We start from the raw sequence: 20,711 nt of genomic DNA, 5'->3' as shown, positions 1-20,711 counted from the left end.
TGCGCATTCGTGATAGATCGCTCGTTGCGGTCAGCCTTTTTGAACGGCGGCCGCGGCCTTGCGGATCACGTCGATCACGATGTCGGGCTGCGAGAGCATCGGCACGTGGCTGCTGTTGACCTCAGTGACAACAGCACCCATGCGCTTGGAGACCCAGCGTTGCAGATCGGGATGCACGGTGTGGTCTTGCTTGGCCAGAATATACCAGCTCGGCTTCGACCTCCACGCGACCTTGTCGGCGGTGAGCTTCTGCTGTTGGAACAGATCGGCGACGGGCGCATAATGCGTCGCCCACACCAGCTTCTGGTCCGCCGCGGAAAGGTCGCCGCAGAAGAACTCGGTGCCGCTCGGAAGCAGCCAGGCCCGCCCATCCGCGACCTCGACGCGCGAGAAAATATCCGACGGATACTTCTCGAGCTGGTCCTGTACGGTTTCGCCGGCATCCGGCGCGACCGCGGCGATGTAGACAAGGCCGACCACGCGCTCATCGATGCCCGCGCCCGTAATGGTGGCCCCGCCATAGGAATGACCAACGAGGAGGACCGGGCTACCGACACGATTGAGCGTGCGCTTCACCGTCGCCAGATCCTCCTCGTAGGAGTCCAGACCATATTGAACGGCGATCACCTCGTGCCCATCGGCCTGCAATGCCGGAATGACCTTGCTGAAACACGAACCGTCAGCCCAGATGCCGTGACAAAAAACGATCGTTGGTTTGGCTTTCGCGGGCATTTGCACTCCTTTGCAATTGAAGAGCGCAGTATGGGCGGGCAGGCAGCTGCGTCTTTCCTGATCGCACGATTGAAGGTGTCAGATCAGGGACGTTGCGCCCCGCCGTCGAACTTCGCCAGCTTGAACGTCCTGTCGTCAGGACTGGACCCTTCCTCCTGTCGGATCATCCCGCGTCTGGCCGATGTCGTCGGGAATCGGGTGGGCCGGGAGCGGTGCCATCGTCATGGTCACTCGTGGCTGACGTCAAAGCACACAACAGGAGAAGTGATCATGCCGATTGAAGAAGACAACAAAGCCATCGTTGGCCAGTGGTTCACGAATTTCTGGGGCAAGACCTGCGACCTTGGAATTGTCGATGAACTCGCTGCGCCGGACATGCTTCTGCAGTATTCGCTCCACGAACCGCGGCGTGGCCGTGAGGACATCAAGGCGTTCATGACGGACTTTCGGAAAGCGTTTCCCGATCTCAACTTCTGGGGCGCGGCGGATCTGATCGCGGAAGGCGACTACGTCGTCGGCCGATGGGAAGGCGGAGGAACGCATACCGGGCAGGCGTTCGGTGATTTCCTGGCGGGATCGCTGCCGGCCAACACCGGCCGCAAGATGAAGTTCACCGGCACGACCGTGTTGAAACTCAAGGACGGAAAGATCCTCGAGGAAATCGGTCTTGACGATGGGGTCACGGCCTTGCAGCAGCTCGGCCTCATCCGCGCTGCGTGAATCGTACGTCGCCCTGTGCGGAAACCTCAAGGAAGAAGCCGGCGACCTTGCGGTCGCCGGTCCCGTTTCGGAGTGCGCGCGTTACGCCGAGCGCTTCACCGCGGCCGCACCCGCCGGCTTGACATCGAGCCGGCCGAGCATCGCCTGCGCCTGCTCGGCGCAATGCTCGATCAGCCAGCGCTCGAAGGCGATCGGCGCGAGCGCGGGCGCGTAGAAGAAGCCTTGCACGACGTCGCAGCCGAGTTCGGCCAGCATCTTGCGCTGGCCTTCGGTCTCGACGCCTTCGGCGACGACGGTCATGCCGAGACCCTGGCCGACGCGCACGACGGCGGTGGCAATGGCAAGCGCGCCGAGGTCTTTCTCGATATCGCGCATAAAACTGCGGTCGATCTTCAGCTCCCGGATCGGCAGATGTGCGAGGCGGCTGAGGCTCGAATAGCCGGTGCCGAAATCATCCACTGACAGGCCGATGCCGAGGGCGCGGATCGCATGCATCGTCTCCAGTGCAGTCGCGCCGTCCTGCATGAAGGTGCCTTCGGTGATCTCCAGCATCAAGACATTCGGCGGCAGCTGATATTCGGCGAGGATGTCCTTGAGCCGCGCGGCCAGCGCGACGTTGCGGAAATTGATCGGCGACAGGTTCACCGAGACGCTGGGGATGTTGAGCCCGGCACGGCGCCAGCTCGCCATCTGCCGGCAGGCCTCGCGGACCGACCACAGGCCGATCTGCTCGATCAGGCCGCATTCTTCGGCGAGCGGAATGAATTTTGCCGGCGAGACGTCGCCAAGCGTGGCATCATGCCAGCGCGCCAGCGCCTCGACACCGTGGATGGCGCCGTCGCTGCTGCGGATCTGCGGCTGATAGCTGAGCGTCAGCGCACCCTCCGTGACGGCGCGACGAAGCGCTGCGATCATCGCCAGCCGCTGCTCGGTAAGTCCGTTCATCTCGGCGCTGAACATGCGATGGGTCGAGCGGCCCGCCTGCTTGGCCATGTACATGGCCGCATCGGCCTGCTGCATTAGCGTGTCGATGTCGGTGGCGTGGTCGGGATAGAGGCTGATGCCGATGCTGGCCGACATCGGCATCAGCTTCGATCCGAGCCGCAAGGGTGCCGCCAGCGCCTCCGTGATTCCGGCCGCCACGCGCACGGCACTCTCGGCGTTGCGATTCGGCAGCAGGACGACGAACTCGTCGCCGCCGAGCCGGCCCAGCATGTCTTCTGGTCCTATGTGCTCACGCAGGCGCTGTGCCAGCCGGATCAGAAGCTCGTCGCCCGCGGCGTGGCCGAGCGTGTCGTTGACGTCCTTGAAATGATCGACGTCGAGGAAAGCCAGCGCGACATGGCCGCCGGTCGGACAGGCGTCGATCGCGGTGGTGATCAGATGCCGCAATTGCGCGCGGTTGGGTAGCCCGGTGAGGATGTCGTGGTAGGCGAGCCGCGCGATCTCGGCGCGCGCCTCCTTGCGCTCGATCGCGAAGGCGCCGAGGTTGACGCAGGCCTCGACGATGCGACGGTGCCAGTTGCTGGGCGCGCGCGGCTCATGGAAATAGAAGGCGAAGGTGGCGATGACGCGGCCGTCCTTGGCCTTGATCGGCGTCGACCAGCAGGCGCGCAAGCCGACATCGAGCGGCATGGCCTTGTAGGGCTGCCAGCGCGGATCGGTATCGAGATCTTCAGCCAGCACCGACTCGCCGTAGAAAGCCGCGGTGCCGCAGGAGCCGACATTGGGGCCGATGGCGATGCCGTCCAGCGCGCGGGAATAATCCTCGGGCAGACTGGGACCGCCGAGCGGATGAATCAAGCCGGCGGAATCGATATGGAGCAGCGAGCAGACGACGTCGGGCGCGATCGCCTCGACACGACGGCACAGCCGGTCGGCGATCTCGGTGATCGGTACCTCGTCGGCGAGCGCGCTCATGATGAGCTGCTGGAGCGAGCGCAGCTGCCGGGACTCGGTGATGTCCTCGAGCAGCGCGAAGATGTGCTTGACGCGGCCCTTCTTGTCGCGGAAGGCGTCCACCCGGGCGCAGACCCAGATCTCCTCGCCGTCCTTGTTGTAAACCAGCGTCTCGACCTCGCCACGCCGACCGCCGTCGAGCAGCCGCTTGACCAGCTTGGCAATCGCGGTCCGGTTGGTATGGCAGCCGGCGATGAGCTCGGCCGCGCGCCGTCCCTCGGCCTCCTCGCTGGTGTAGCCGAACAGCGTCGTGAAGGACGAATTGACGTAGCGGATGTTCTGCTCGACGTCGGTGATGATCACCACGCGATTGGTCTGGTCGGAAACCGCGTTGAGCAGTCCGATCCTGACGCGACGTTCGGCATCGGCGGTGACGTCGCGTGCGAACACGATGTGATGGATCGCGCCGTCAATGGTCGCCGACGACAGCGCGATTGCCGCCCTGATCCGGCTGCCATCGCGCCGCACCAGGCTGATCTCGTCGCGAAAGTCTGCGACCGGATCGACCTGAAGGCATTTGAGGGTGAGAATTGCGGCATCGCGGCCGAGCATATCAGCGCGCGCGAGCTTCCAGATCCGCTCCGCGCCGGCGTTAAAATGCGTGATGCGATGCGCGCCATCGACAATGACGATGCCGTCGTCGGCGCATTCGAGCGCTGCGCGCAGCACGTCCGGCATTTCGGTCACTGGGCAGTCCGAGACAGACATCGTTGGATCCGGCGACATCGGGAAGATGCGGCAATCGATCCAAAGCTAATGCTTCGATGGTGTCCAAGACGTTTTTGCAACCGACTCGCGTCCCGCCAAGCCGCGACATGCTTAACATTCCGCGAAAGATGCAAAGGCAATCCGCTGCAGACGGAACCTACTTTGCGGTTCCGTCTTCGAGCCTGTGCAGCCGGCCGGCCACGGCCCGCACCTTGCCGGGCGAGGCCTGCCAGACCGACAGCGCCGACAGGCCGCTGACGATGATGGCAATGCCAAATGCCAGCGTGTAGTCGCCCGCGCGATCGTAGAGCAGGCCGGTCACCCACGGGCCGGCCGCACCGCCCGCCAAGGCCGCGAGCATGATCATGCCGAAGATGCTGCCCTGGTGCCGACCCGCGAATATCTCGAACACCACTGCGCCCATGATCGAGGTGAGGCCGTAACCGAGCGCACCTTGCGTGAACACCATCAGCCAGACCAGCCAGAACGAGGGCTGGAACTTCAGCGCCATCAGTGCCGCGAAGCAGATCGCAAAGCCGGCGCAACTGATCGCCCATACCCATTCCCGCCCGATCCGGTCGGAGATATGACCGAGGAAAATCTGGCCGGGGATGCCGAGCAGGCTGACGGCGCCGAGCGCCCATACCGCAACGTTCGGGCTGAAGCCGATGTCGAGCAGGAACTTCGTTTGGTGCACCTGCACCGCGTACCAGATGTACAGGCCGCAAAAATAGCCGAACGCGATCCACCAGAAGCGCGCGGTCGCAATCGCCCGCCGCAGCGTCCAGTCGGTGGCGGCCCAGACGGGATCGACGATGTTGGAGACCGGCTTTGCGGTGCCCGCGGCCGGCGCCGCGTCGCCGTCCGGCTGAAGGCCGATATCTTCGGGGCGCTTATGCAGAAGCAGATTGATCGGCGCCAGCACGATCAGGATCATCAGACCCATCGCGGTGCAGGCGGTGCGCCAGCCGGTCTGCTCGATCATGTGCTGCACCCATGGCAGCAGCGTCACCGAACCGACGCCGACGCCGGCAAAGGCAATGCCGATGGCAAAGCCGCGCTTGCGGATGAACCAGTTTGGCAGGAACAGCGACTGGCCGGAATAGCCGAGGCACACCGAACCGGCGCCGACCATCACCCCGATCGTCAGATAGAGGTGCCAGGGTTGGCTGGTGAGCGGCGCGAGCAGCAGCCCGCCGGCCATCAGCAACACGCCGAGCTCCATCACGGCGCGTGGGCCCGCGCGATCCATCAGCCGTCCGATCAACGGGCTGGCTACGGCCGACGCGACGAAGCCGAAGGAGAAGGCCCCCGCGGTGACGCCACGCTCCCAGCCGAATTCGGAGAGAATGGGCGGATAGAACAATGAAAAGGCGGTGCGCGCGTTGACGCCGATGGCCATGGTGACAAACGTCACCGCGACCACGACCCAGCCGTAGAAGAACGGAAGCCGCATTTTCTGTATTTCATCCCTGAACGGTCCTTCGGACCATCTGGGAATGCTCGGGTCAAGCGGTTTTCGCGAATTTGGGCAGCCCGCTCACGCAGCGTTGCGCTGCGAACGCTCGGTGGGCACGTCGAGCTCGATCTGATCGATCGGCAGCGGGCGGCCGAACAGATAGCCTTGCGTAAAATTGACGCCGAGTGCCTTCAGGCGCTCGAACTCCTCGGCCGTCTCGACGCCCTCGGCGGTGACCGACATGTCGAGCCCGCGCGCCAGCGTCACGATCGAGGAGATGATGGCGGATGAGCGCGGCTGGTGCGAGAGGTTGCGGATGAACGATTTGTCGATCTTGATCTTGTCGAACGGAAACGCGGTGAGATAGCTGAGCGAGGAATAGCCGGTGCCGAAATCGTCGAGCGCGAGCTCGATGCCGAGGTGTTTGAGCCGCTCCATGAAAGCGTGGTTCTCGGTGCCGCGCTCCAGCAGGACGGATTCGGTGATCTCGATCTCGAGCCGCTGCGGCGACAGGCCGGAATCCCGCAAGGCCGCGCAGATGACGTCGAACAGATCGGCTTCCTTGAACTGGATCGGCGACAGGTTCACCGCGACCATCAGATCGGACGGCCAGTTTGCCGCGTCCGCGCAGGCGCGACGCAGCACGAATTCGCCGAGCGGCACGATCAGCCCGGTCTCTTCGGCGAGCGCGATGAACTGATCCGGTGGAATCAGCCCGCGGGCCGGATGCCTCCAGCGCACCAGCGCCTCGAAACCGCGCCGCGCGCCGGTGTTGGCATCCATGAACGGTTGGTAGTGCACCTCCAGCTGGCAGCGCGCGATGGCGTCGCGCAGATCGCCTTCCAGCGTGTTGCGCGCCTCGAGCTCGGCCGCATCGCCTCATCGTAGATGGTGAAGCAGTTGCGGCCCGCCGATTTGGAGCGGTAGAGCGCCAGGTCGGCCTTCTTCAGCAACTCCTCCTGGTCGCTGCCGTGATCCGGCGCGATCGCAATGCCGATGCTGGTGCCGATCTCGACGCGATGTCCGGGCAGCAGGAACGGCTCGGCCACAAGCTTGGCGATCCGAGCCGCGAGCTCGGTCGAAGCGGCGCGCTGGTCCTCGCAGTCCTCTTGGAGGATGGCGAACTCGTCGCCGCCGAGCCGCGCCAGCACGTCGGTGGCGCGCACCGCGGATTTCAGCCGCTGCGCCACCAGCCGCAACAGCGCGTCACCGGCGCCGTGACCGAGGGAATCGTTGACGTTCTTGAAGCGGTCGAGATCGAGCATCAGGATCGAGAAGGTCGGGCCGCCGTCCTTGAGCTGGCTGTTGAGCTCGTCGAGCCGGGCAAGGAAGAAGGCACGGTTCGGCAATCCGGTCAGGGCGTCGGTCTGCGCAAGCTCGAGCACGCGCCGGTTGGCGAGTGACAGCCGCCGCGAGTTGCGGCTCGCGAGCGTCAGATAGGCCGACAGCGACAGCGTCAGCAGCATGCCGACGATCAGAACGGCGCCCGCGCGATCGTAAGACGTCTCCAGCGGGCCGCCGGCGGTCGGAACCGCTCGCACCTGCCAATCGGTGTCGCCGATCCTGAGACCGCCCGACCAGTGCCGGCCTTGCGCGACATCGCGCATCGATTGCGGCGCGGCGGCTGCGGAGGCGTAATCGGACAGCATGCCCTCCAGGCTGACGATGCGCGCGCTGAAGGGCTGATAGATATTCACGCTGACCGCGGGGCTCGCCCCGGTCCTGACGCGGATGGCCTGCATCAGCAGGGGCAGGTCAAACACGCCGACAACGAAGCCCGAGATGTTGCGGCGGCGGTCGGCGACGGTGTCACGCGAGGTGCCCTTGGCGTAGACGGGGACAACCACGAGCACGTTCGGCAGCTGGCCCGCGGTATTTCGGGCATAGAGCTCGGTGCGGATCGCCGCGATCTGGTCATTGTCGCGCGCGCGTTGGAGCGCCACCTTGCGCTCCGGCACGCTCATATAGTCGATGCCATAGACACGCGATGTCTTCGACTGGGTCGAGTAGAAGACGGGGTAATATTCCTCACCCTGCGGCGCGGTAACGAAGCCGTTGCCTTCGTGCGCCTTGATGCGATAGCTGGACACGCCGTCGGCAATCGCCGCGGCCTCGTATTCCGCGCGCTCCTTGCGGGTGATCCGCGGCAGCCAGCCGATGCGCAGCAAGCCGGGATAGCGTTCGAACAGCCGGCCGCTGAAGGTCTCGAACTCGCTGCGGGTGACGCCCTCGTTGGAGGATTCGAACAGAGTTCGCAGCGCCACGAGCCGGCTGATGTATTCGTTCATGCCGTTCTGCATGACGATGGACTGCGTCTCGGCCGCGTTCTCGAACTCGAGCTTGTTGACGCGGTCTTCCCAGCGCGCCACCGCAGCGGCGCCCGCGATCGAGAACAGCAGGCCGACGGCAGCCGCGACCAGCGCAGGACGATACAGGCCGAGCCGCGGCGCAATGCGCCATCGTCCAGTCACACGCCTTCGATCCTGATCATTCTGATCGCGATCGCCCATCTTGATTCCGCACGTCCCCTCGGCGCCGTGGCCGAACTTAGGGTTGAGCCACCGTAGAGACTATCGGACAAGGACCGGGGTTAAGAACTGCACAATATTGGAACCGACCCGCCTCGCACTGCGAGGTGTAGTTAACGATTGACCTTTTGCATTCCCGGAATGTGGCCGCCAATTGCCGGACATCCCCGGAGTCCTACGGATCGCTCTCACCGCGCCGGTTAGCGCCCTGTTCAGCCTGCGGGCTTATCGTTGCCGCAACCTTTCCTTCATCCGACGGGCTCTCTCATGAAACGATCGCGCGCAGCGACATGCATCGCGCTTGGGGCCGCGTTGCTGGCAGCAGCGACGCTGACGGCAAAAGCCGACGAGGTCGGCGTCAGCGAGGACGCAATCCTGTTCGGCCAGGCCGCCGCGCTCGAAGGTCCCTCCTCCATGCTCGGGCAGAGCATGCGGCATGGCATCGTCGCGGCGTTCAACGAGATCAACGCCAAAGGCGGCATTCACGGCCGCAAGCTGCAGCTCCTCAGCCGCGATGACGGCTACGATCCTGATCGTTCGGTGGTGCAGACGCTGCGGCTGATCGAAGACGACAAGGTGTTCGCGCTGATAGGTGCAGTCGGCACCGCGACCGCAATGGCGACCATCCCGATCACGAGCCCCCGCGATGTGCCCTTCATCGGACCGGTCAGCGGCGCCGAACTCCTGCGCGACCTCGAACTGACGAATGTCGTAAACATTCGCCCGAGCTACGGCGCGGAGACGGAGACCCTCATCAAGCATCTCACCGAGGATCGCCACTTCACTCGGATCGGCATCTTCTATCAGGACGATTCCTTCGGCCATGACGGTCTCGCCGGCGTGAAGAACGCGCTCGCCAAACGCGGTCTCGAACTCGCCACTGAAGGCACCTTCGAGCGCAACACCCGCGCGGTCGGCGCGGCCTGGCGTACGATCAAGCGCGCGGAGCCCGAGGCGATCGTCATGGTCGGCACTTACGGTCCGAGCGCCGAATTCATCAAGCTCGCGCATCGCAGCGGCTTTTACCCGACCTTCGTCAACATCTCCTTCGTCGGCGCCACCGCTCTCGCCAAGGAGCTCGGCTCCGACGGCGACGGCGTCGTGGTCGCGCAGGTCGTGCCGTTTCCCTGGGATCGTTCGATCAAGCTCGTCGCCGATTACCAGGCGGCACAGAAGGCGTTCGACCCGACACTGGAACCGGACTTCGTGTCGCTCGAAGGCTATCTCTCCGGACGCCTCGCCGCGGCCGCGCTGGAAAACGCCGGACCAAACCCGACACGCGCGAGCTTGCTGCGTGCGATCAGCGATATCGGCCGCTTCGACATCAGCGGCAGCCTCGTCACCGTCGGCGTCCGCGCTGTCGAGACGCCGCCAAAGGTGTTTCTGACGGTGATCCAGAAGGACGGAACGTTCAAGCCCGTCGATCGGCTGTAGGCCAACTCACGGACGCCGCGTCCAGCGGTCGGCGTTGACGGCGCCGTGCGGGGCCTCGCCCTTGATGATGGCGTCGACCTGCCGCACCGTTTCCAGCGACTGATATTCGATCGCCTGCGGCGTCAGGCCGCCGACATGAGGCGTGGCGACGACGTTGGCAAGTTTCGCCAGCTCCGGCGTCGGCATCTGGTCGGGCGCGCGGCCGACATCCATCGCGGCACCAGCGATGCGGTTCTCAAGCAGTGCCTTCGCGAGCGCGGCCTCGTCGACGAGATTGCCGCGCGAGAGATTGATGAAGACGGCATGCTTCTGCATGCGCGCCAGCGCCGCCTCCCCGATCAGCTTCTCGGTCTGCTCGTTGGCGATTGCGAGGCAGACGACATGGTCGGAGGACGCCAGGAGCTCGTCGAGGCCGACCTGTTTGATCGCATGGTCGTTGACGGTCGCGAAGGGATCGGAGACCAGCACCTCCATGCGCATCACCTTGGCGATCTCGGCGAGGTACCGACCGATGCTGCCATAGCCGATGATGCCGATCGTGCTGCCGGCGAGCTGACGGCCCATCCGCGCCTCCGGCTTGCGGCCGGCCTGGTAGTCCGCTGTGGCGCGCGACACGCCGCGCGACAGGTCGACCATGTAGCCGATAGCGAGCTCGGCGACGGCCTGCACGAAGCCGGGGCCGGCGCGGGTCACGAGCACGCCCGCTTCCGAAGCGGCATCCACCTCGACATTACGGATGTCGACGGCGCAGCGGACGAACGCACGCAGGCGCGGCAGCTGCGCAAATATCTCGCCGCGGCCTTCGGTCATGCGATCGGCGACGATGATGTCGGCATCCTTCGCGGCATTCACGAGGCCCGTAGAATCGAGCGCCTGATCCCCCTCGTGCAGGATCACGTCAGCAATCGCGCGCAGGCCGTTCAGGCTGCGATCGCCGTAATAATTGCGGCGCATCTCCGGCGTGTGGGCCAGCAGGACTTTCACGACGAGGCTCCCTTAGTAGCCGAACGCGCGCGGCAGGGCGGTGCTCAACCATGGCACGAAGGCGATGACGAGCAGGCAGAGGAACAACAGGCCGAGATAGCCAAGGATCGGCTTGACCGTCTGCTCGATCGGCACATTGCCGATCAAACATGCACCGTAGAGCCCAAGCCCGAGCGGCGGCGCGAACAGCCCGACGCCCATCGCGATCACCAGCACCACGCCGAAGTGCAAGGGATCGATCCCGAGCTGCACCGCGACCGGCAACAGCAGCGGCCCAAAGATGATGAGCGCGGCCGCGCCTTCCAGCACCGAGCCCATCACGATCAGCACGCCGATTGCGAGCAGCATGAACAGCCAGGTGCCGCTCGTTTTGGACAGCCCCAGCATGAAGTCACCGACCGCATGCGGCACTTGCTGTAAGGTCAGCGTGAACGCCAGCGACTGCGCGGCGGCAACGATGAACAGCACCAGCCCCGCGCGCGTCGCCGCCTGGACGAAACTATGCGTCGCCGATCTGAAGCTGAGCTCGCGGAACACCGCGCTTCCGACCACGAGCGCATAGGCGACCGCGAAGGCGGATATCTCCGTGGCCGTGGCGAAGCCGCTCTTGAATCCGAAGAAGATCATGAAGATCAGGCCGAACGAGGCGATCGCGCCGCTCCACAGGCCCGACACCGGCATCTGCGGCTCGACCTCCTCGGCGTCCGCCGGCGGCTTGCCGAAGATGATGGAGAAGGCGATCAGGACCGCCGCCATCAGTGCCGCCGGCAGCAGCCCTGCCATGAACAGGCCACCGATCGACAGGTTCGCGACAAAGCCCAGAATGATCAGGTTGATGCAGGGCGGAATGGTTTCCGCCATCACCGCGGACGCCGCGAGCAGCGCCACCGCGCTGCCCGGGTTCTGCTTCGAACGCCGCGCCGCCGGAATCAGCACGGAGCCCACGGCCGCGACGTCGGCCATCTTCGAGCCCGAGATGCCGGAGAACAGCACCATCGACGCCACCATCACGACGTTCAGGCCGCCGCGCATGCGTCCGACCGCGCGCTGCAGCAGTTCGATCAGGCGCACCGACATGCCGTTGGCTTCCATGAGGTAGCCGACGAGGATGAAAAACGGGATCGCAAGCAGCACGAAATTGTCGATGCCGCGCGCCATCTGCTGGGCGAAGATGACGCCGGGCAGCGCGCCCTCGACCCAGATGAAGATCAGCGCGGCCAGCGCCAGCGCGAAACCGATCGGCAAGCCGCCGAACAGCGTGGCAAAGAAGCCGATCAGCATCAGCACGCCCGCCGACGGCACCGACGACGGCGACAGATAATCCCAGGCGAGATAGAGGCCGGTGACAACGACGACCGCAACGAGTCCTCTGACGATGTCGGGAAGCGGCCTGGCGCAGAGTTGGTCGATCGCAAAGACCGTCATGAACAGAGCGCCGACGCCCATCGGGTAGAACGTCAATTCCAGCGGCAGCCCGGAGCCGGTGGTCTGCCCCGCCGTCAATGATCCGAGCTTGATGGCGTTGTAGGCGACGTAGCCGGAGATCAGCACGACGAGCACGGCGCTTGCGGCATCGACCAGGGTGCGCAGCCGCGGCGTCAGCAGGTCGCGGAAGAAGGACACGCCGACATTCTCGCCGCGGGCAAGCGCGCTTGCCGCTCCGAAGAAAGCCGATCCGACCATCAATCCGCGCGCGACGTCATCCGACCATTCGACCGGCGCGTTGAAGCAGAAACGCAGCAGCACGGATCCGCAGACGACCACGAGATCGGCGGCCAGAAGGATGGCCGCGATCGCGTCGCTGCAACGGAGCAGCAATGCAATGCTCCCGTGTCGACCGCCCGAGAGCGGCACGGCGCCTGACATTGCCAACTCGGATTTGGCCATCTCAGGCTTGAGTCGAACGAATGATGTCGATGACCGCCTTGGACTCCGGACGCGCTTTGATGAAGTTCTCGATCTGCGGCGCCACGCGCTTCTTGAACGCCTCGCGGTCGCATTCGGCCACGGTCACGCCCTTCTCGGTCAGGGCCGCCAGAGCCTCCTTCTCGACCGCAAGTCCATGGGTGCGCGTGTCGGCCGCGGCCTTCTTTGCGGCATCGAGAAAACCCTCGCGCAGCTTCGGATCCATGCGGTTGAAGGTCATGTCGCTGAAGTAGATCGCGAGCGGCGAGAAATTGTGCTGCGTCAGCGCGTAGAATTTTGCCGTTTCGAAGAACTTGCTGGCGAGGATCGTCGGCGGATCGTGCTCCAGGCCATCGAGCACGCCCGCCTGCAACGCCGTGTAGATTTCGCCGAACGCCAACGGCGTGGCGGCGGCCCCCATCAGCCGCAGGCATTCCGTGATGACGGGATTTGGCAGTGTGCGGATCTTGAGGCCGGCGAGATCCTCCGGCGTCTTCACCGGCTTCTTGGCGAACACGCTGCGCGAGCCGAAATTATAGGCCCATGCGATGATGCGGATGTTGCTGCCCTTGAGCAGCGCATCCTCGATCGGCTTGGCGGCACCGGCGTCGAACGCCTTGGTCTGCTGCGGGAAGCTCGAGAACAGAAAGCCGAGGTCATAGGTGCCGACCAGCGGCACCAGATTGGCCGAGATCGACGAACCCGATACCATGAGGTCGATGACGCCGAGCTTCACCGAATTGATGACGTCGATTTCCTGACCAAGCTGATTGTCCGGAAAGAAGGCAACCTCAACCTGGTCACCGAGCCCGTTGCCCTTCAAATTCTTGACGAGGTTGTCGTAGTAGACGCGGCCGTTGGCGAATTTGGGATCGTTCGGCAGTGAGGAGGAGCATTTCAGCTTCAGCGTCGCGGCTTCGGCGCGGCCGATGATCGCGGGAGAGAGCACGAGGCCGGCGGTCACTGCCGTCGACGACTTGATGAACGTGCGACGGCTGACGGGCACGATAGTCATGGTGTCTCTCCCCAATATTTTTTGTTCGCGGCCGCGGTCGTAGCCACCGCCTGTTGCGCGGACTGTATGGCCAAAGCGACGGGGCAGGCAAGGGTTGCCACCGGCGCAGCTGCTATGGGAAGAGACGCGGGCGCGCGGCAGAGACTGCAGCGGAACGCCTGGATTTGCCGATGTTTTCGGTCATGCCGCATCGCGACCGAACGATGCACTATGCAAGATTGACGCAGATCGATCCAATTCAGGTATGGATCAATGCCGAACGCAGATTAATGGGGCTTCAGACCGCGTCGCGCGCGCTGGTGCACAACGAAAAGCTGCGGGACCGTGATCCCGCAGCTCTCGCGTTTCGATGATGCGATGACGTCAGCGCGACGGCGCGACGCTCAGCTGTCCATTCGCCGCCTCGACATCGCGCGAGGGCCGCAGTGCGAACGCGCCATCGCCAAGCAGCGCTTGCGCGACCAGCGCAATTGCCCAGAAAGCCGGGTATTCCCAACCGCCCTTCGGGTTGGTGAAGAAGAAGCCGGCTGCGCCATGCACCGTAAAGATCGCGCCGAGCAGGACGGGGATGCCGGCCAGCGCCGCATAGCGGGTCCAGACGCCGAGGATCAGGGCAATGCCGCTGAGAACCTCCACGGCCATCACGAGGTAGGCGAGCTCGGGCGGGAAGCCGAGGCTGCCGAAGAACTTTGCAGTTCCGGCGGGGGTGAAAACGAACAGTTTCAGGCCGGCGTGGGCCAGGAACAGCACGCCCAGCGTCACGCGCAGCACCAGCGCGGCGTAGGGAGCGGTACGGGAATCGATCATGGCGGTCTCCATTGTTGGGGACGCTATGATCTATTCTCAATAGAATGATAATTGGCTATTCTGGAAATATACCTCACACTGATAGAGTGAAATAAATGCTCGACCGGCTAACCAGCCTGGAAGTCTTCGCCAAGGTGGCGGCCAACGGCAGCCTGTCCGGTGCGGCCCGGACGATGGGCCTGTCGCAGACCATGGTCACCAAGCACGTGGCCTCGCTGGAGGCGCGGCTCGGCATCAAACTGTTCCACCGCACCACGCGGCGGCTGTCGATCACCGAGCCCGGCCGTCTCTATCTGGAATCCTCCGAGCGGATTCTCGCCGACATGGAGACGGCAGATGCCGCGGTCGCGCGGGAGCGCGCCGAGCCGCGCGGGCTGTTGCGGATCAACGTCCCCGTCGTGTTCGGCACACGGCAGATCGCGCCCCTCATCGCGGACTTCTCTGAGCGCCATCCCGAGGTCACGCTCGAACTCGGCCTCAACGATCGTCTCGTTGATCTCGCCGAGGAAGGCTGGGACCTCGCGATCCGCATCGGCAAGCTGCGCGACTCCAGCATCGTGGCGCGAAAGCTCGCGCCGAACCGCCTGGTGGTGTGCGCCGCCCCGTCCTATCTGGCGAAGCACGGCACGCCGCGCAGCGTCGCCGACCTCGCCGTGCATAATTGCCTCGGCTATACGCTGACGCAGCAGGGCAGCGCCGCGGAATGGCCGTTCGGCGTAGACGGCGAAATCCGCATCCAGATCAGCGGCACCTTGCGCGCCAACAATGGCGATGCGCTGCGCGCCGCGACGCTGGCCGGCCTCGGCCTCGCACGACAGCCGACCTTCATTGTCGCGGATGACTTACGCGCCGGCACGCTGGTCGCGCTTCCGCTCGACCAACCGGAGATGCAGTCCTCCGCAGTGCATGCGGTCTACCTGCCCGATCGCCGGCCGCCGGCGAAGGTGCGCGCCTTCATCGATTTCCTCGCCGCGCGTTTTGCGCCGGACCCGCCGTGGGAGCGCGGACTGTTCTGACATCGTCCGGCGTGGCGCGTCAGCTCCGGCAGATTTCCTGCCCCATTATGCCGCACGCGAATGCGTGAGGTAGCGCACAGACAGAGCCGTGGCGGACGATTAGGAAAGGTGACATCCTCTCGCCCGTTGCCGATGCAGGTGATGCCATGCGCCGTCCAGTCCTTTGCAATTTGATCCTTGCCTCCGGCCTGCTTGCACTCACCCAGTTGATGACGCCGACGCAGGCCGCAGCCGAGGCCCGGCTTGCGCTGGTGATCGGCCAATCCGCCTATCGCACGGTGCCGGAACTGCCCAACGCCGCCAACGACGCCAAGGGCATGGCCGAGCTGCTCGGCAATGCCGGCTTCAACGTCACCGCGGCGCCCAACCTGTCGCAGAACGATATGCGCCAGGCGATCTCGGATTTCGCCGGCAAGGTCAGCGCCAGCGGCGCCGACACCGTCGCGCTGGTGTTCTATGCCGGCCACGGTCTGCAGATCGACGGCGAGAACTATCTCGTGCCTGTTGATCTCGATCCCAAGCGCGAGGCCGACATTCCGCTGCAGGGCGTACGGCTGAACGATTTGCTCAACACGCTCGGCGCGCTGCCGACGCGGGCGCGCATCTTCATGCTCGATGCCTGCCGCAACAATCCGTTCCCGGCGCTGAGCGGTGCCGGCCACGGGCTGGCCATCGTCGACACCAAGGCGGGCGCGCCCGGCTCCTTCATTTCTTATTCGACCTCGCCCGGCTCCGAGGCCGAGGACGGCTCCGGCGCCGACAGTCCCTACACCACGGCGGCCCTGACAGTCGCCAAGCAACCGAACATCCCGATCGAGGAAGTGTTCAAGCGCATCCGCATTTCGGTTGCGCAATCGACCGACGGACGGCAGATCCCCTGGGAAAGTTCATCGCTGACGACCGACTTCAAATTCTTCGGCGACAGCAGCGGCCAACAGCCTCCAGCTCAGGGCGCAAACGCGATGGCGCTCGCCGCCGCCACGCGCAGCGTCGCAGACTGGCGCAAGGATTTGCAGGGCAAGGACTCCAAGCTCGCCTATGATCTCGTGATCGCCGACGACACCGTGGAAGCCTATCAGGCCTATATCGAGCTCTACGCGCAGGCCTCCTATACGCCGCGGCTGCGCACGATCCTGGAGCGCCGGCGCCAGATGCTGGCGTGGGACCGTGCGGTCGCGATCAACACCCGCGCCTCCTTCGAGGCCTATCTCGCGAACTGGGACAACAGCGATCTCGCCGCGACCGCGCGCCGGCTGCTGCTCCGCGTGCAGAACCGCAATTATGCCCTGCCGGTTGCGGCCGCCGCGGTGCCGGTCGCCGTCGCGATGGCGCCGACCTGCCCATGCTCGGCACCGACGCCGCCGGTAACGCCGATCAAACCGACGGTTGCGCCTGTGATCAAGAAGCGCGTCGACGACGCACCGCCAAGGCGCAAGGTCGTCGACGCGCCGCCGAAACCGCGCCGGCCGCCGCCTGACGAGGTCGTCGAGCGCGCGCCTCCCCCCGGCCCGCCGCCCGAAGCCGTCGGCGCCGGAATCGGTCTCGGGATTGGTCTCGGCATGGGCATGGGCGGCCACGGCGGAGGATTGGGGCGCGGCGGCGACTACAACCGCGGCAGGTACTGAGGCGGCCACAGATAACGCGGAGGACGAGTTTGTCCTCCGTCATTGCGAGCGAAGCGAAGCAATCCAGACTGCGGCCACCGATGCATTTCTGGATTGCTTCGTCGCATCAGCGCAAAATTGCTCCGCAATTTTGTCGCGAGCTCCTCGCAATGACGAGGAAGAAGCCTGGATGACCAACCCCCGACATTTCTGTTGATGGTCGAGCAGTTGCTCTGTCTGCCGCCTCCAACGCGGAAATGCTGTAGTCTGACTGGCCGACATCAGCCTTTCCGGAGACCCGATATCGATGCCGCAAGACACTCACGCCAAGAAAGCATGGCCGCTGTTTGGCTCGCTCGCGTCCTATGCCCTGCCCGGCGATCTCATGGCGGGGCTGACGCTGGCGGCGATTGCGATCCCCGAGCAGATGGCGACCGCGCGGCTCGGTGGCTTCGCACCGCAGATCGGCTTCTTCGCCTTCATGGCGGGTTCGCTCGGCTTTGCACTGCTCGGCGGCAACCGCTTCCTGTCCTGCGGCGCCGATTCCACGATCACGCCGATCTTTGCAGGTGGCCTTGCCGCACTCGCGGCTGCCGGCACACCTGAGTATCAGGGGCTCGCGATCGCGCTGGCACTGATGGTCGGCGCGATGATGCTGGCCGGCGGCGCGTTTCGGCTCGGCGGCATTGCAAACCTCTTGTCGATGCCGGTGATGGTCGGCTTCCTCGCCGGTATCTCAGTCCATATCATCGTCTCGCAATTGCCGGGCGTGCTGGGTCTGGAATCGCCGAGCGGACCGACGCTCGATCGCATCGGCGTGCTCGCAAGCGAGATCGGTCGCACCAATCCCGTAACGCTCTGCATCGGTTTCGGCGTACTGGCCGTGGTTGTCGTCTCCGAAAAGGTCAGCGCAAAGATCCCCGGCGCGCTGATCGGGCTCGTTGCCGCGACGTTGGCCACGATCGCGCTCGGCCTCGAGAGCAAGGGCGTCAACGTCGTCGGCGTGGTGCCGGGCACGCTACCGCGGCCGACCCTCCCCACGCTTGCGCCGGAGCTCTGGGTGCGGCTGGTGCCGCTCGCCTTCGTGATCACCATCGTCGTGATGGTGCAGACCGCCGCTACCACGCGATCCTTCCCGTCGGATCCCGACAAGCCCGCCGATGTCGATCGCGATTTCCTCGGCGCCGGCGCCGGCAGCGTGCTGTCAGGCCTGTTCGGCGCGTTTCCGGTCAACGCCAGCCCGCCACGCACGGGCATCGTCGCGGAGACCGGCGGACAATCGCAGCTTGCAGGGCTTGCGGCTGCAGCGATCGTGCTGTTGTTGCTCGCGTTCGGAACGGGATTGTTGCGCCATGTGCCTGACGCGGCACTCAGCGGCATCCTGCTGTTCGTGGCGCTGCGCATCATCCGCGTGAAGCAGATCAGGACGATCTATCGCCAATCCCCAAGCGAATTTCTGCTGATCGTCGCCACCGCCGCGCTGATCATCGTGCTGCCGATCCAGCAGGGCGCATTCCTCGGCATCGTGCTGTCGCTGCTGCACGGCATCTGGAGCACGACACGCGCAAGACTCGTCGAGTTCGAGCGCGTGCCGGGCACAACGATCTGGTGGCCGACGCATCCGCACATCACCGGCGAGCGGCTTGCCGGCATTGCCGTGATCGGGCTTCAGGCGCCGCTGTCCTTCCTCAACGCGCCCGGCTTTCGCAGCGACGTGACGAAGGTGCTCACGACGGCCACGCCGCAACTGCTGGTGCTGGAGGCGAGCGGGATGGTCGAGATCGACTTCACCGCTGCGCAGATCCTGCTCGACGTCTTCAAGGCTTGCAGCGAACAGGGTGTCACCGTCGCGCTGGCGCGGCTGGAATCGGTGCGCGCGCAGGACGCGTTCGAGCGCTTCAGATTGTTCGATGTCCTGCCCAAGGAGCACGTCTTCCACAGCGTCGACGAGGCCGTGCGCAAGCTGGCGAAATAGCGGGCCTCACTGCACCAGCGCCGGGTGATCCCGCTGCGCCGTTTCGCGGATCCAGCCGGCGTGGATCGCGCGGAACAGGATCTGCGCCGTCGTGATGTCGTTCGCGGCCATGCAGAGATTGACGATCCGATGCACCGCGTCGTCGCGCATCAGGCCGTCGGAGATCTTCATCGCGATTTCCATTACGACCTTTGCGGCGCGCTCATAGCGCGCACTCTCGCTCTTGTCGTTACAGGCGGAGCCTGCGGCGCTCTGGGCCGCAGCTTCACAGATCGCACGGATGCGCTCGGCCGCTTGGATATCGCCGAGCGGCCATTCGATCGCTTCGTCCCAGATGTCTTCTCGCGTCTTGCGCGCGAACCACTGCATTGCCTCGCTCCGCCGTGATGGCGCGAGCATAAACGAAAGGCAATGCTGCGCGCTACACCTCCGGCACGATCTTGCCGGGGTTGAAGATGTTTTGCGGATCGAGTGCCTTTTTTAGCGCACGCATCGCATCGATGGCCTCGGGGCCGAGTTCCGCCTTGAGATATTTCTGCTTACCCTGGCCGATGCCGTGCTCGCCGGTGCAGGTTCCGTCCATCGCCTGCGCGCGCTCGACCAGGCGATGCATGAATTCCTCACCGCGCGCCATCTCGGCCGCATCGTTGGTGTCACACACCAGCGAGCAGTGGAAATTGCCGTCGCCGACATGGCCGACGATCGGCGACAACAGATTGAGTCGCTTGAGATCTTCCTCGGTCTCGCTGACGCAATCGGCAAGCCGCGAGATCGGCACGCAGACGTCGGTTGCGACCACGCCGATGCTGTCGCCGGGGCGCAACGCCTTGACGGACCAATAGGCATCGTGCCGCGCCTGCCACAGTTTCGTGCGATCCTCGGGCTTGGTGGTCCAGGAGAAATCGCCGCCGCCGCAATCTTTCGCGATCTCGCCGAACGCCTTCGACTGCGCATCGACCTCGATCTCGCTGCCGTGGAATTCCATCAGCAGAAGCGGCGTCTCCGGCAGCGTCAGCTTCGAATAGGCATTGCAGGCCTTCACCTGCGCAGCATTGAGCAGCTCGATGCGCGCCACCGGAATGCCGGTCTGGATCGCCAGGATCACCGCCTGACACGCCCCGTGCACGGTCTCGAACGACACCGCGCCGGCCGCAATCGTCTCGGGAATGCCGCGGAGCCGAATGGTCAGCTCGGAGATGATGCCGAGCGTGCCTTCGGCGCCGACGAACAGATGCGTCAGGTCGTAGCCGGCGGATGATTTTTTCGCGCGCGTGCCGGTGGTGATGATCTCACCGTCGCCGCGCACGACTTTCAGCGCCAGCACGCTGTCGCGCATAGTGCCGTAGCGCACCGCGTTGGTGCCGGAAGCACGCGTCGAGGCCATGCCGCCGAGCGAGGCGTCCGCGCCGGGATCGATCGGGAAGAACAGGCCCTGGTCGCGCAGATGCTCGTTGAGCGCCTTGCGGGTGACGCCGGGCTGGATCACGCAGTCGAGGTCCTCGGCGTGCACCGCGAGCACCTGGTTCATGTCGCGCAAATCGATCGAGATGCCGCCGGCGGGCGCGTTGACCTGGCCCTCGAGCGAGGTGCCGGTGCCGAAGGCAATGACGGGCACGCCGTTCTTGGCGCAGATGCGCACCACGTCCTGGATGTCGGCAGTCTCCTGCGCCATCACCACACCATCAGGCGGCTGGTTGACGATCCATGTCGTGGTATGGCCGTGCTGCTCGCGCACGGCCTGCGAGGTGATGAGGCGGTTGCCGAAGCGTGCGGCCAGTTGCTCCAGCGCGCTCGCGAGGGCTTTCGGCTCGGGCCGCGGCGGATTATTGGTGATAGTTGTACCCACGGATAGTCCTCCCGACAGT

At 64.9% G+C, this 20,711-nt stretch carries 15 protein-coding genes and 1 pseudogene; 6 read left to right on the top strand and 10 right to left on the bottom strand.

Features of this window, described 5'->3' with window-relative positions; all coding sequences use genetic code 11:
* Window positions 1-30: 30 nt before the first annotated feature.
* Window positions 31-732 (bottom strand): alpha/beta fold hydrolase, encoded by a 702-nt coding sequence (locus tag ABIA96_RS13575; protein WP_354137546.1) that lies wholly within the window; start codon window positions 730-732, stop codon window positions 31-33.
* 270 nt (window positions 733-1,002) lie between these two features.
* On the opposite strand from ABIA96_RS13575, the gene ABIA96_RS13570 reads away from it, so the two are divergent.
* Window positions 1,003-1,452, top strand: a complete 450-nt coding sequence (locus ABIA96_RS13570) for an ester cyclase (RefSeq protein ID WP_354137683.1) — start codon at window positions 1,003-1,005, stop codon at window positions 1,450-1,452.
* Window positions 1,453-1,533: 81 nt separating this feature from the next.
* On the opposite strand, the gene ABIA96_RS13565 is transcribed toward ABIA96_RS13570, so the two are convergent.
* From ABIA96_RS13565 to ABIA96_RS13555, 3 genes and pseudogenes are all read right to left on the bottom strand, one after another.
* Window positions 1,534-4,119, bottom strand: a complete 2,586-nt coding sequence (locus ABIA96_RS13565; RefSeq protein ID WP_354137545.1) for an EAL domain-containing protein — start codon at window positions 4,117-4,119, stop codon at window positions 1,534-1,536.
* A 157-nt stretch (window positions 4,120-4,276) separates the two neighbouring features.
* Window positions 4,277-5,575 (bottom strand): MFS transporter, encoded by a 1,299-nt coding sequence (locus tag ABIA96_RS13560; protein WP_354137544.1) that lies wholly within the window; start codon window positions 5,573-5,575, stop codon window positions 4,277-4,279.
* An 84-nt stretch (window positions 5,576-5,659) separates the two neighbouring features.
* Window positions 5,660-8,088 (bottom strand): annotated as a pseudogene (locus ABIA96_RS13555) (bifunctional diguanylate cyclase/phosphodiesterase).
* Between the two features lie 285 nt (window positions 8,089-8,373).
* Between ABIA96_RS13555 and ABIA96_RS13550 the strand changes: the two are divergent.
* A complete protein-coding gene (locus ABIA96_RS13550) occupies window positions 8,374-9,540 on the top strand; it encodes an ABC transporter substrate-binding protein (protein WP_354137543.1) in 1,167 nt (388 codons plus the stop codon).
* Between the two features lie 6 nt (window positions 9,541-9,546).
* On the opposite strand, the gene ABIA96_RS13545 is transcribed toward ABIA96_RS13550, so the two are convergent.
* The 3 genes from ABIA96_RS13545 to ABIA96_RS13535 are packed head-to-tail and all read right to left on the bottom strand — an operon-like array spanning window position 9,547 to window position 13,444.
* Window positions 9,547-10,524, bottom strand: a complete 978-nt coding sequence (locus ABIA96_RS13545) for an NAD(P)-dependent oxidoreductase (RefSeq protein ID WP_354137542.1) — start codon at window positions 10,522-10,524, stop codon at window positions 9,547-9,549.
* Between the two features lie 12 nt (window positions 10,525-10,536).
* The gene (locus ABIA96_RS13540; RefSeq protein ID WP_354137541.1) at window positions 10,537-12,390 is read right to left on the bottom strand and encodes a TRAP transporter large permease; all 1,854 of its coding nucleotides are present in this window, start codon (window positions 12,388-12,390) and stop codon (window positions 10,537-10,539) included.
* A 22-nt stretch (window positions 12,391-12,412) separates the two neighbouring features.
* Window positions 12,413-13,444 carry a TRAP transporter substrate-binding protein gene (locus ABIA96_RS13535; protein WP_354137540.1) on the bottom strand — a complete coding sequence of 344 codons (1,032 nt, stop codon included), beginning with the start codon at window positions 13,442-13,444 and terminating at the stop codon, window positions 12,413-12,415.
* A gap of 170 nt (window positions 13,445-13,614) precedes the next feature.
* Between ABIA96_RS13535 and ABIA96_RS13530 the strand changes: the two genes are divergently transcribed.
* A complete protein-coding gene (locus ABIA96_RS13530; RefSeq protein ID WP_354137539.1) occupies window positions 13,615-13,797 on the top strand; it encodes a hypothetical protein in 183 nt (60 codons plus the stop codon).
* A 10-nt stretch (window positions 13,798-13,807) separates the two neighbouring features.
* Here ABIA96_RS13530 and ABIA96_RS13525 read toward each other — a convergent pair whose 3' ends face one another.
* Window positions 13,808-14,251: a DoxX family protein gene (locus ABIA96_RS13525; protein ID WP_354137538.1), complete on the bottom strand. Its 444-nt coding sequence runs from the start codon at window positions 14,249-14,251 to the stop codon at window positions 13,808-13,810.
* Between the two features lie 95 nt (window positions 14,252-14,346).
* Between ABIA96_RS13525 and ABIA96_RS13520 the strand changes: the two genes are divergently transcribed.
* The 3 genes from ABIA96_RS13520 to ABIA96_RS13510 all read left to right on the top strand — a co-directional run bounded on the left by ABIA96_RS13520 (window position 14,347) and on the right by ABIA96_RS13510 (window position 18,846).
* The gene (locus tag ABIA96_RS13520) at window positions 14,347-15,267 is read left to right on the top strand and encodes a LysR family transcriptional regulator (protein ID WP_354137537.1); all 921 of its coding nucleotides are present in this window, start codon (window positions 14,347-14,349) and stop codon (window positions 15,265-15,267) included.
* 146 nt (window positions 15,268-15,413) lie between these two features.
* On the top strand, window positions 15,414-16,892 hold the full coding sequence (locus ABIA96_RS13515) for a caspase family protein (RefSeq protein ID WP_354137536.1): 1,479 nt from the start codon (window positions 15,414-15,416) through the stop codon (window positions 16,890-16,892).
* A 286-nt stretch (window positions 16,893-17,178) separates the two neighbouring features.
* The gene (locus tag ABIA96_RS13510) at window positions 17,179-18,846 is read left to right on the top strand and encodes a SulP family inorganic anion transporter (RefSeq protein WP_354137535.1); all 1,668 of its coding nucleotides are present in this window, start codon (window positions 17,179-17,181) and stop codon (window positions 18,844-18,846) included.
* A gap of 6 nt (window positions 18,847-18,852) precedes the next feature.
* On the opposite strand, the gene ABIA96_RS13505 is transcribed toward ABIA96_RS13510, so the two are convergent.
* Both ABIA96_RS13505 and ABIA96_RS13500 read right to left on the bottom strand, forming a co-directional pair.
* Window positions 18,853-19,215: a hypothetical protein gene (locus tag ABIA96_RS13505; RefSeq protein WP_354137534.1), complete on the bottom strand. Its 363-nt coding sequence runs from the start codon at window positions 19,213-19,215 to the stop codon at window positions 18,853-18,855.
* Between the two features lie 52 nt (window positions 19,216-19,267).
* On the bottom strand, window positions 19,268-20,692 hold the full coding sequence (locus ABIA96_RS13500) for an FAD-binding oxidoreductase (protein ID WP_354137533.1): 1,425 nt from the start codon (window positions 20,690-20,692) through the stop codon (window positions 19,268-19,270).
* Between the last annotated feature and the right edge of the window lie 19 nt (window positions 20,693-20,711).

Source organism: Bradyrhizobium sp. LB11.1, from assembly GCF_040549385.1.
In the GTDB taxonomy this organism is placed as follows: Bacteria; Pseudomonadota; Alphaproteobacteria; order Rhizobiales; family Xanthobacteraceae; genus Bradyrhizobium.
This window is presented reverse-complemented; position numbering and strand designations above follow the sequence as displayed.

Bases quoted from the DNA above. Each gene is read 5' to 3' on its own strand.
- ABIA96_RS13575 (WP_354137546.1), bottom strand. From the start codon at position 732: ATGCCCGCGAAAGCCAAACCAACGATCGTTTTTTGTCACGGCATCTGG.
- ABIA96_RS13570 (WP_354137683.1), top strand. From the start codon at position 1,003: ATGCCGATTGAAGAAGACAACAAAGCCATCGTTGGCCAGTGGTTCACG.
- ABIA96_RS13565 (WP_354137545.1), bottom strand. From the start codon at position 4,119: ATGTCTGTCTCGGACTGCCCAGTGACCGAAATGCCGGACGTGCTGCGC.
- ABIA96_RS13560 (WP_354137544.1), bottom strand. From the start codon at position 5,575: ATGCGGCTTCCGTTCTTCTACGGCTGGGTCGTGGTCGCGGTGACGTTT.
- ABIA96_RS13550 (WP_354137543.1), top strand. From the start codon at position 8,374: ATGAAACGATCGCGCGCAGCGACATGCATCGCGCTTGGGGCCGCGTTG.
- ABIA96_RS13540 (WP_354137541.1), bottom strand. From the start codon at position 12,390: ATGTCAGGCGCCGTGCCGCTCTCGGGCGGTCGACACGGGAGCATTGCA.
- ABIA96_RS13535 (WP_354137540.1), bottom strand. From the start codon at position 13,444: ATGACTATCGTGCCCGTCAGCCGTCGCACGTTCATCAAGTCGTCGACG.
- ABIA96_RS13530 (WP_354137539.1), top strand. From the start codon at position 13,615: ATGTTTTCGGTCATGCCGCATCGCGACCGAACGATGCACTATGCAAGA.
- ABIA96_RS13525 (WP_354137538.1), bottom strand. From the start codon at position 14,251: ATGATCGATTCCCGTACCGCTCCCTACGCCGCGCTGGTGCTGCGCGTG.
- ABIA96_RS13520 (WP_354137537.1), top strand. From the start codon at position 14,347: ATGCTCGACCGGCTAACCAGCCTGGAAGTCTTCGCCAAGGTGGCGGCC.
- ABIA96_RS13515 (WP_354137536.1), top strand. From the start codon at position 15,414: ATGCGCCGTCCAGTCCTTTGCAATTTGATCCTTGCCTCCGGCCTGCTT.
- ABIA96_RS13510 (WP_354137535.1), top strand. From the start codon at position 17,179: ATGCCGCAAGACACTCACGCCAAGAAAGCATGGCCGCTGTTTGGCTCG.
- ABIA96_RS13505 (WP_354137534.1), bottom strand. From the start codon at position 19,215: ATGCAGTGGTTCGCGCGCAAGACGCGAGAAGACATCTGGGACGAAGCG.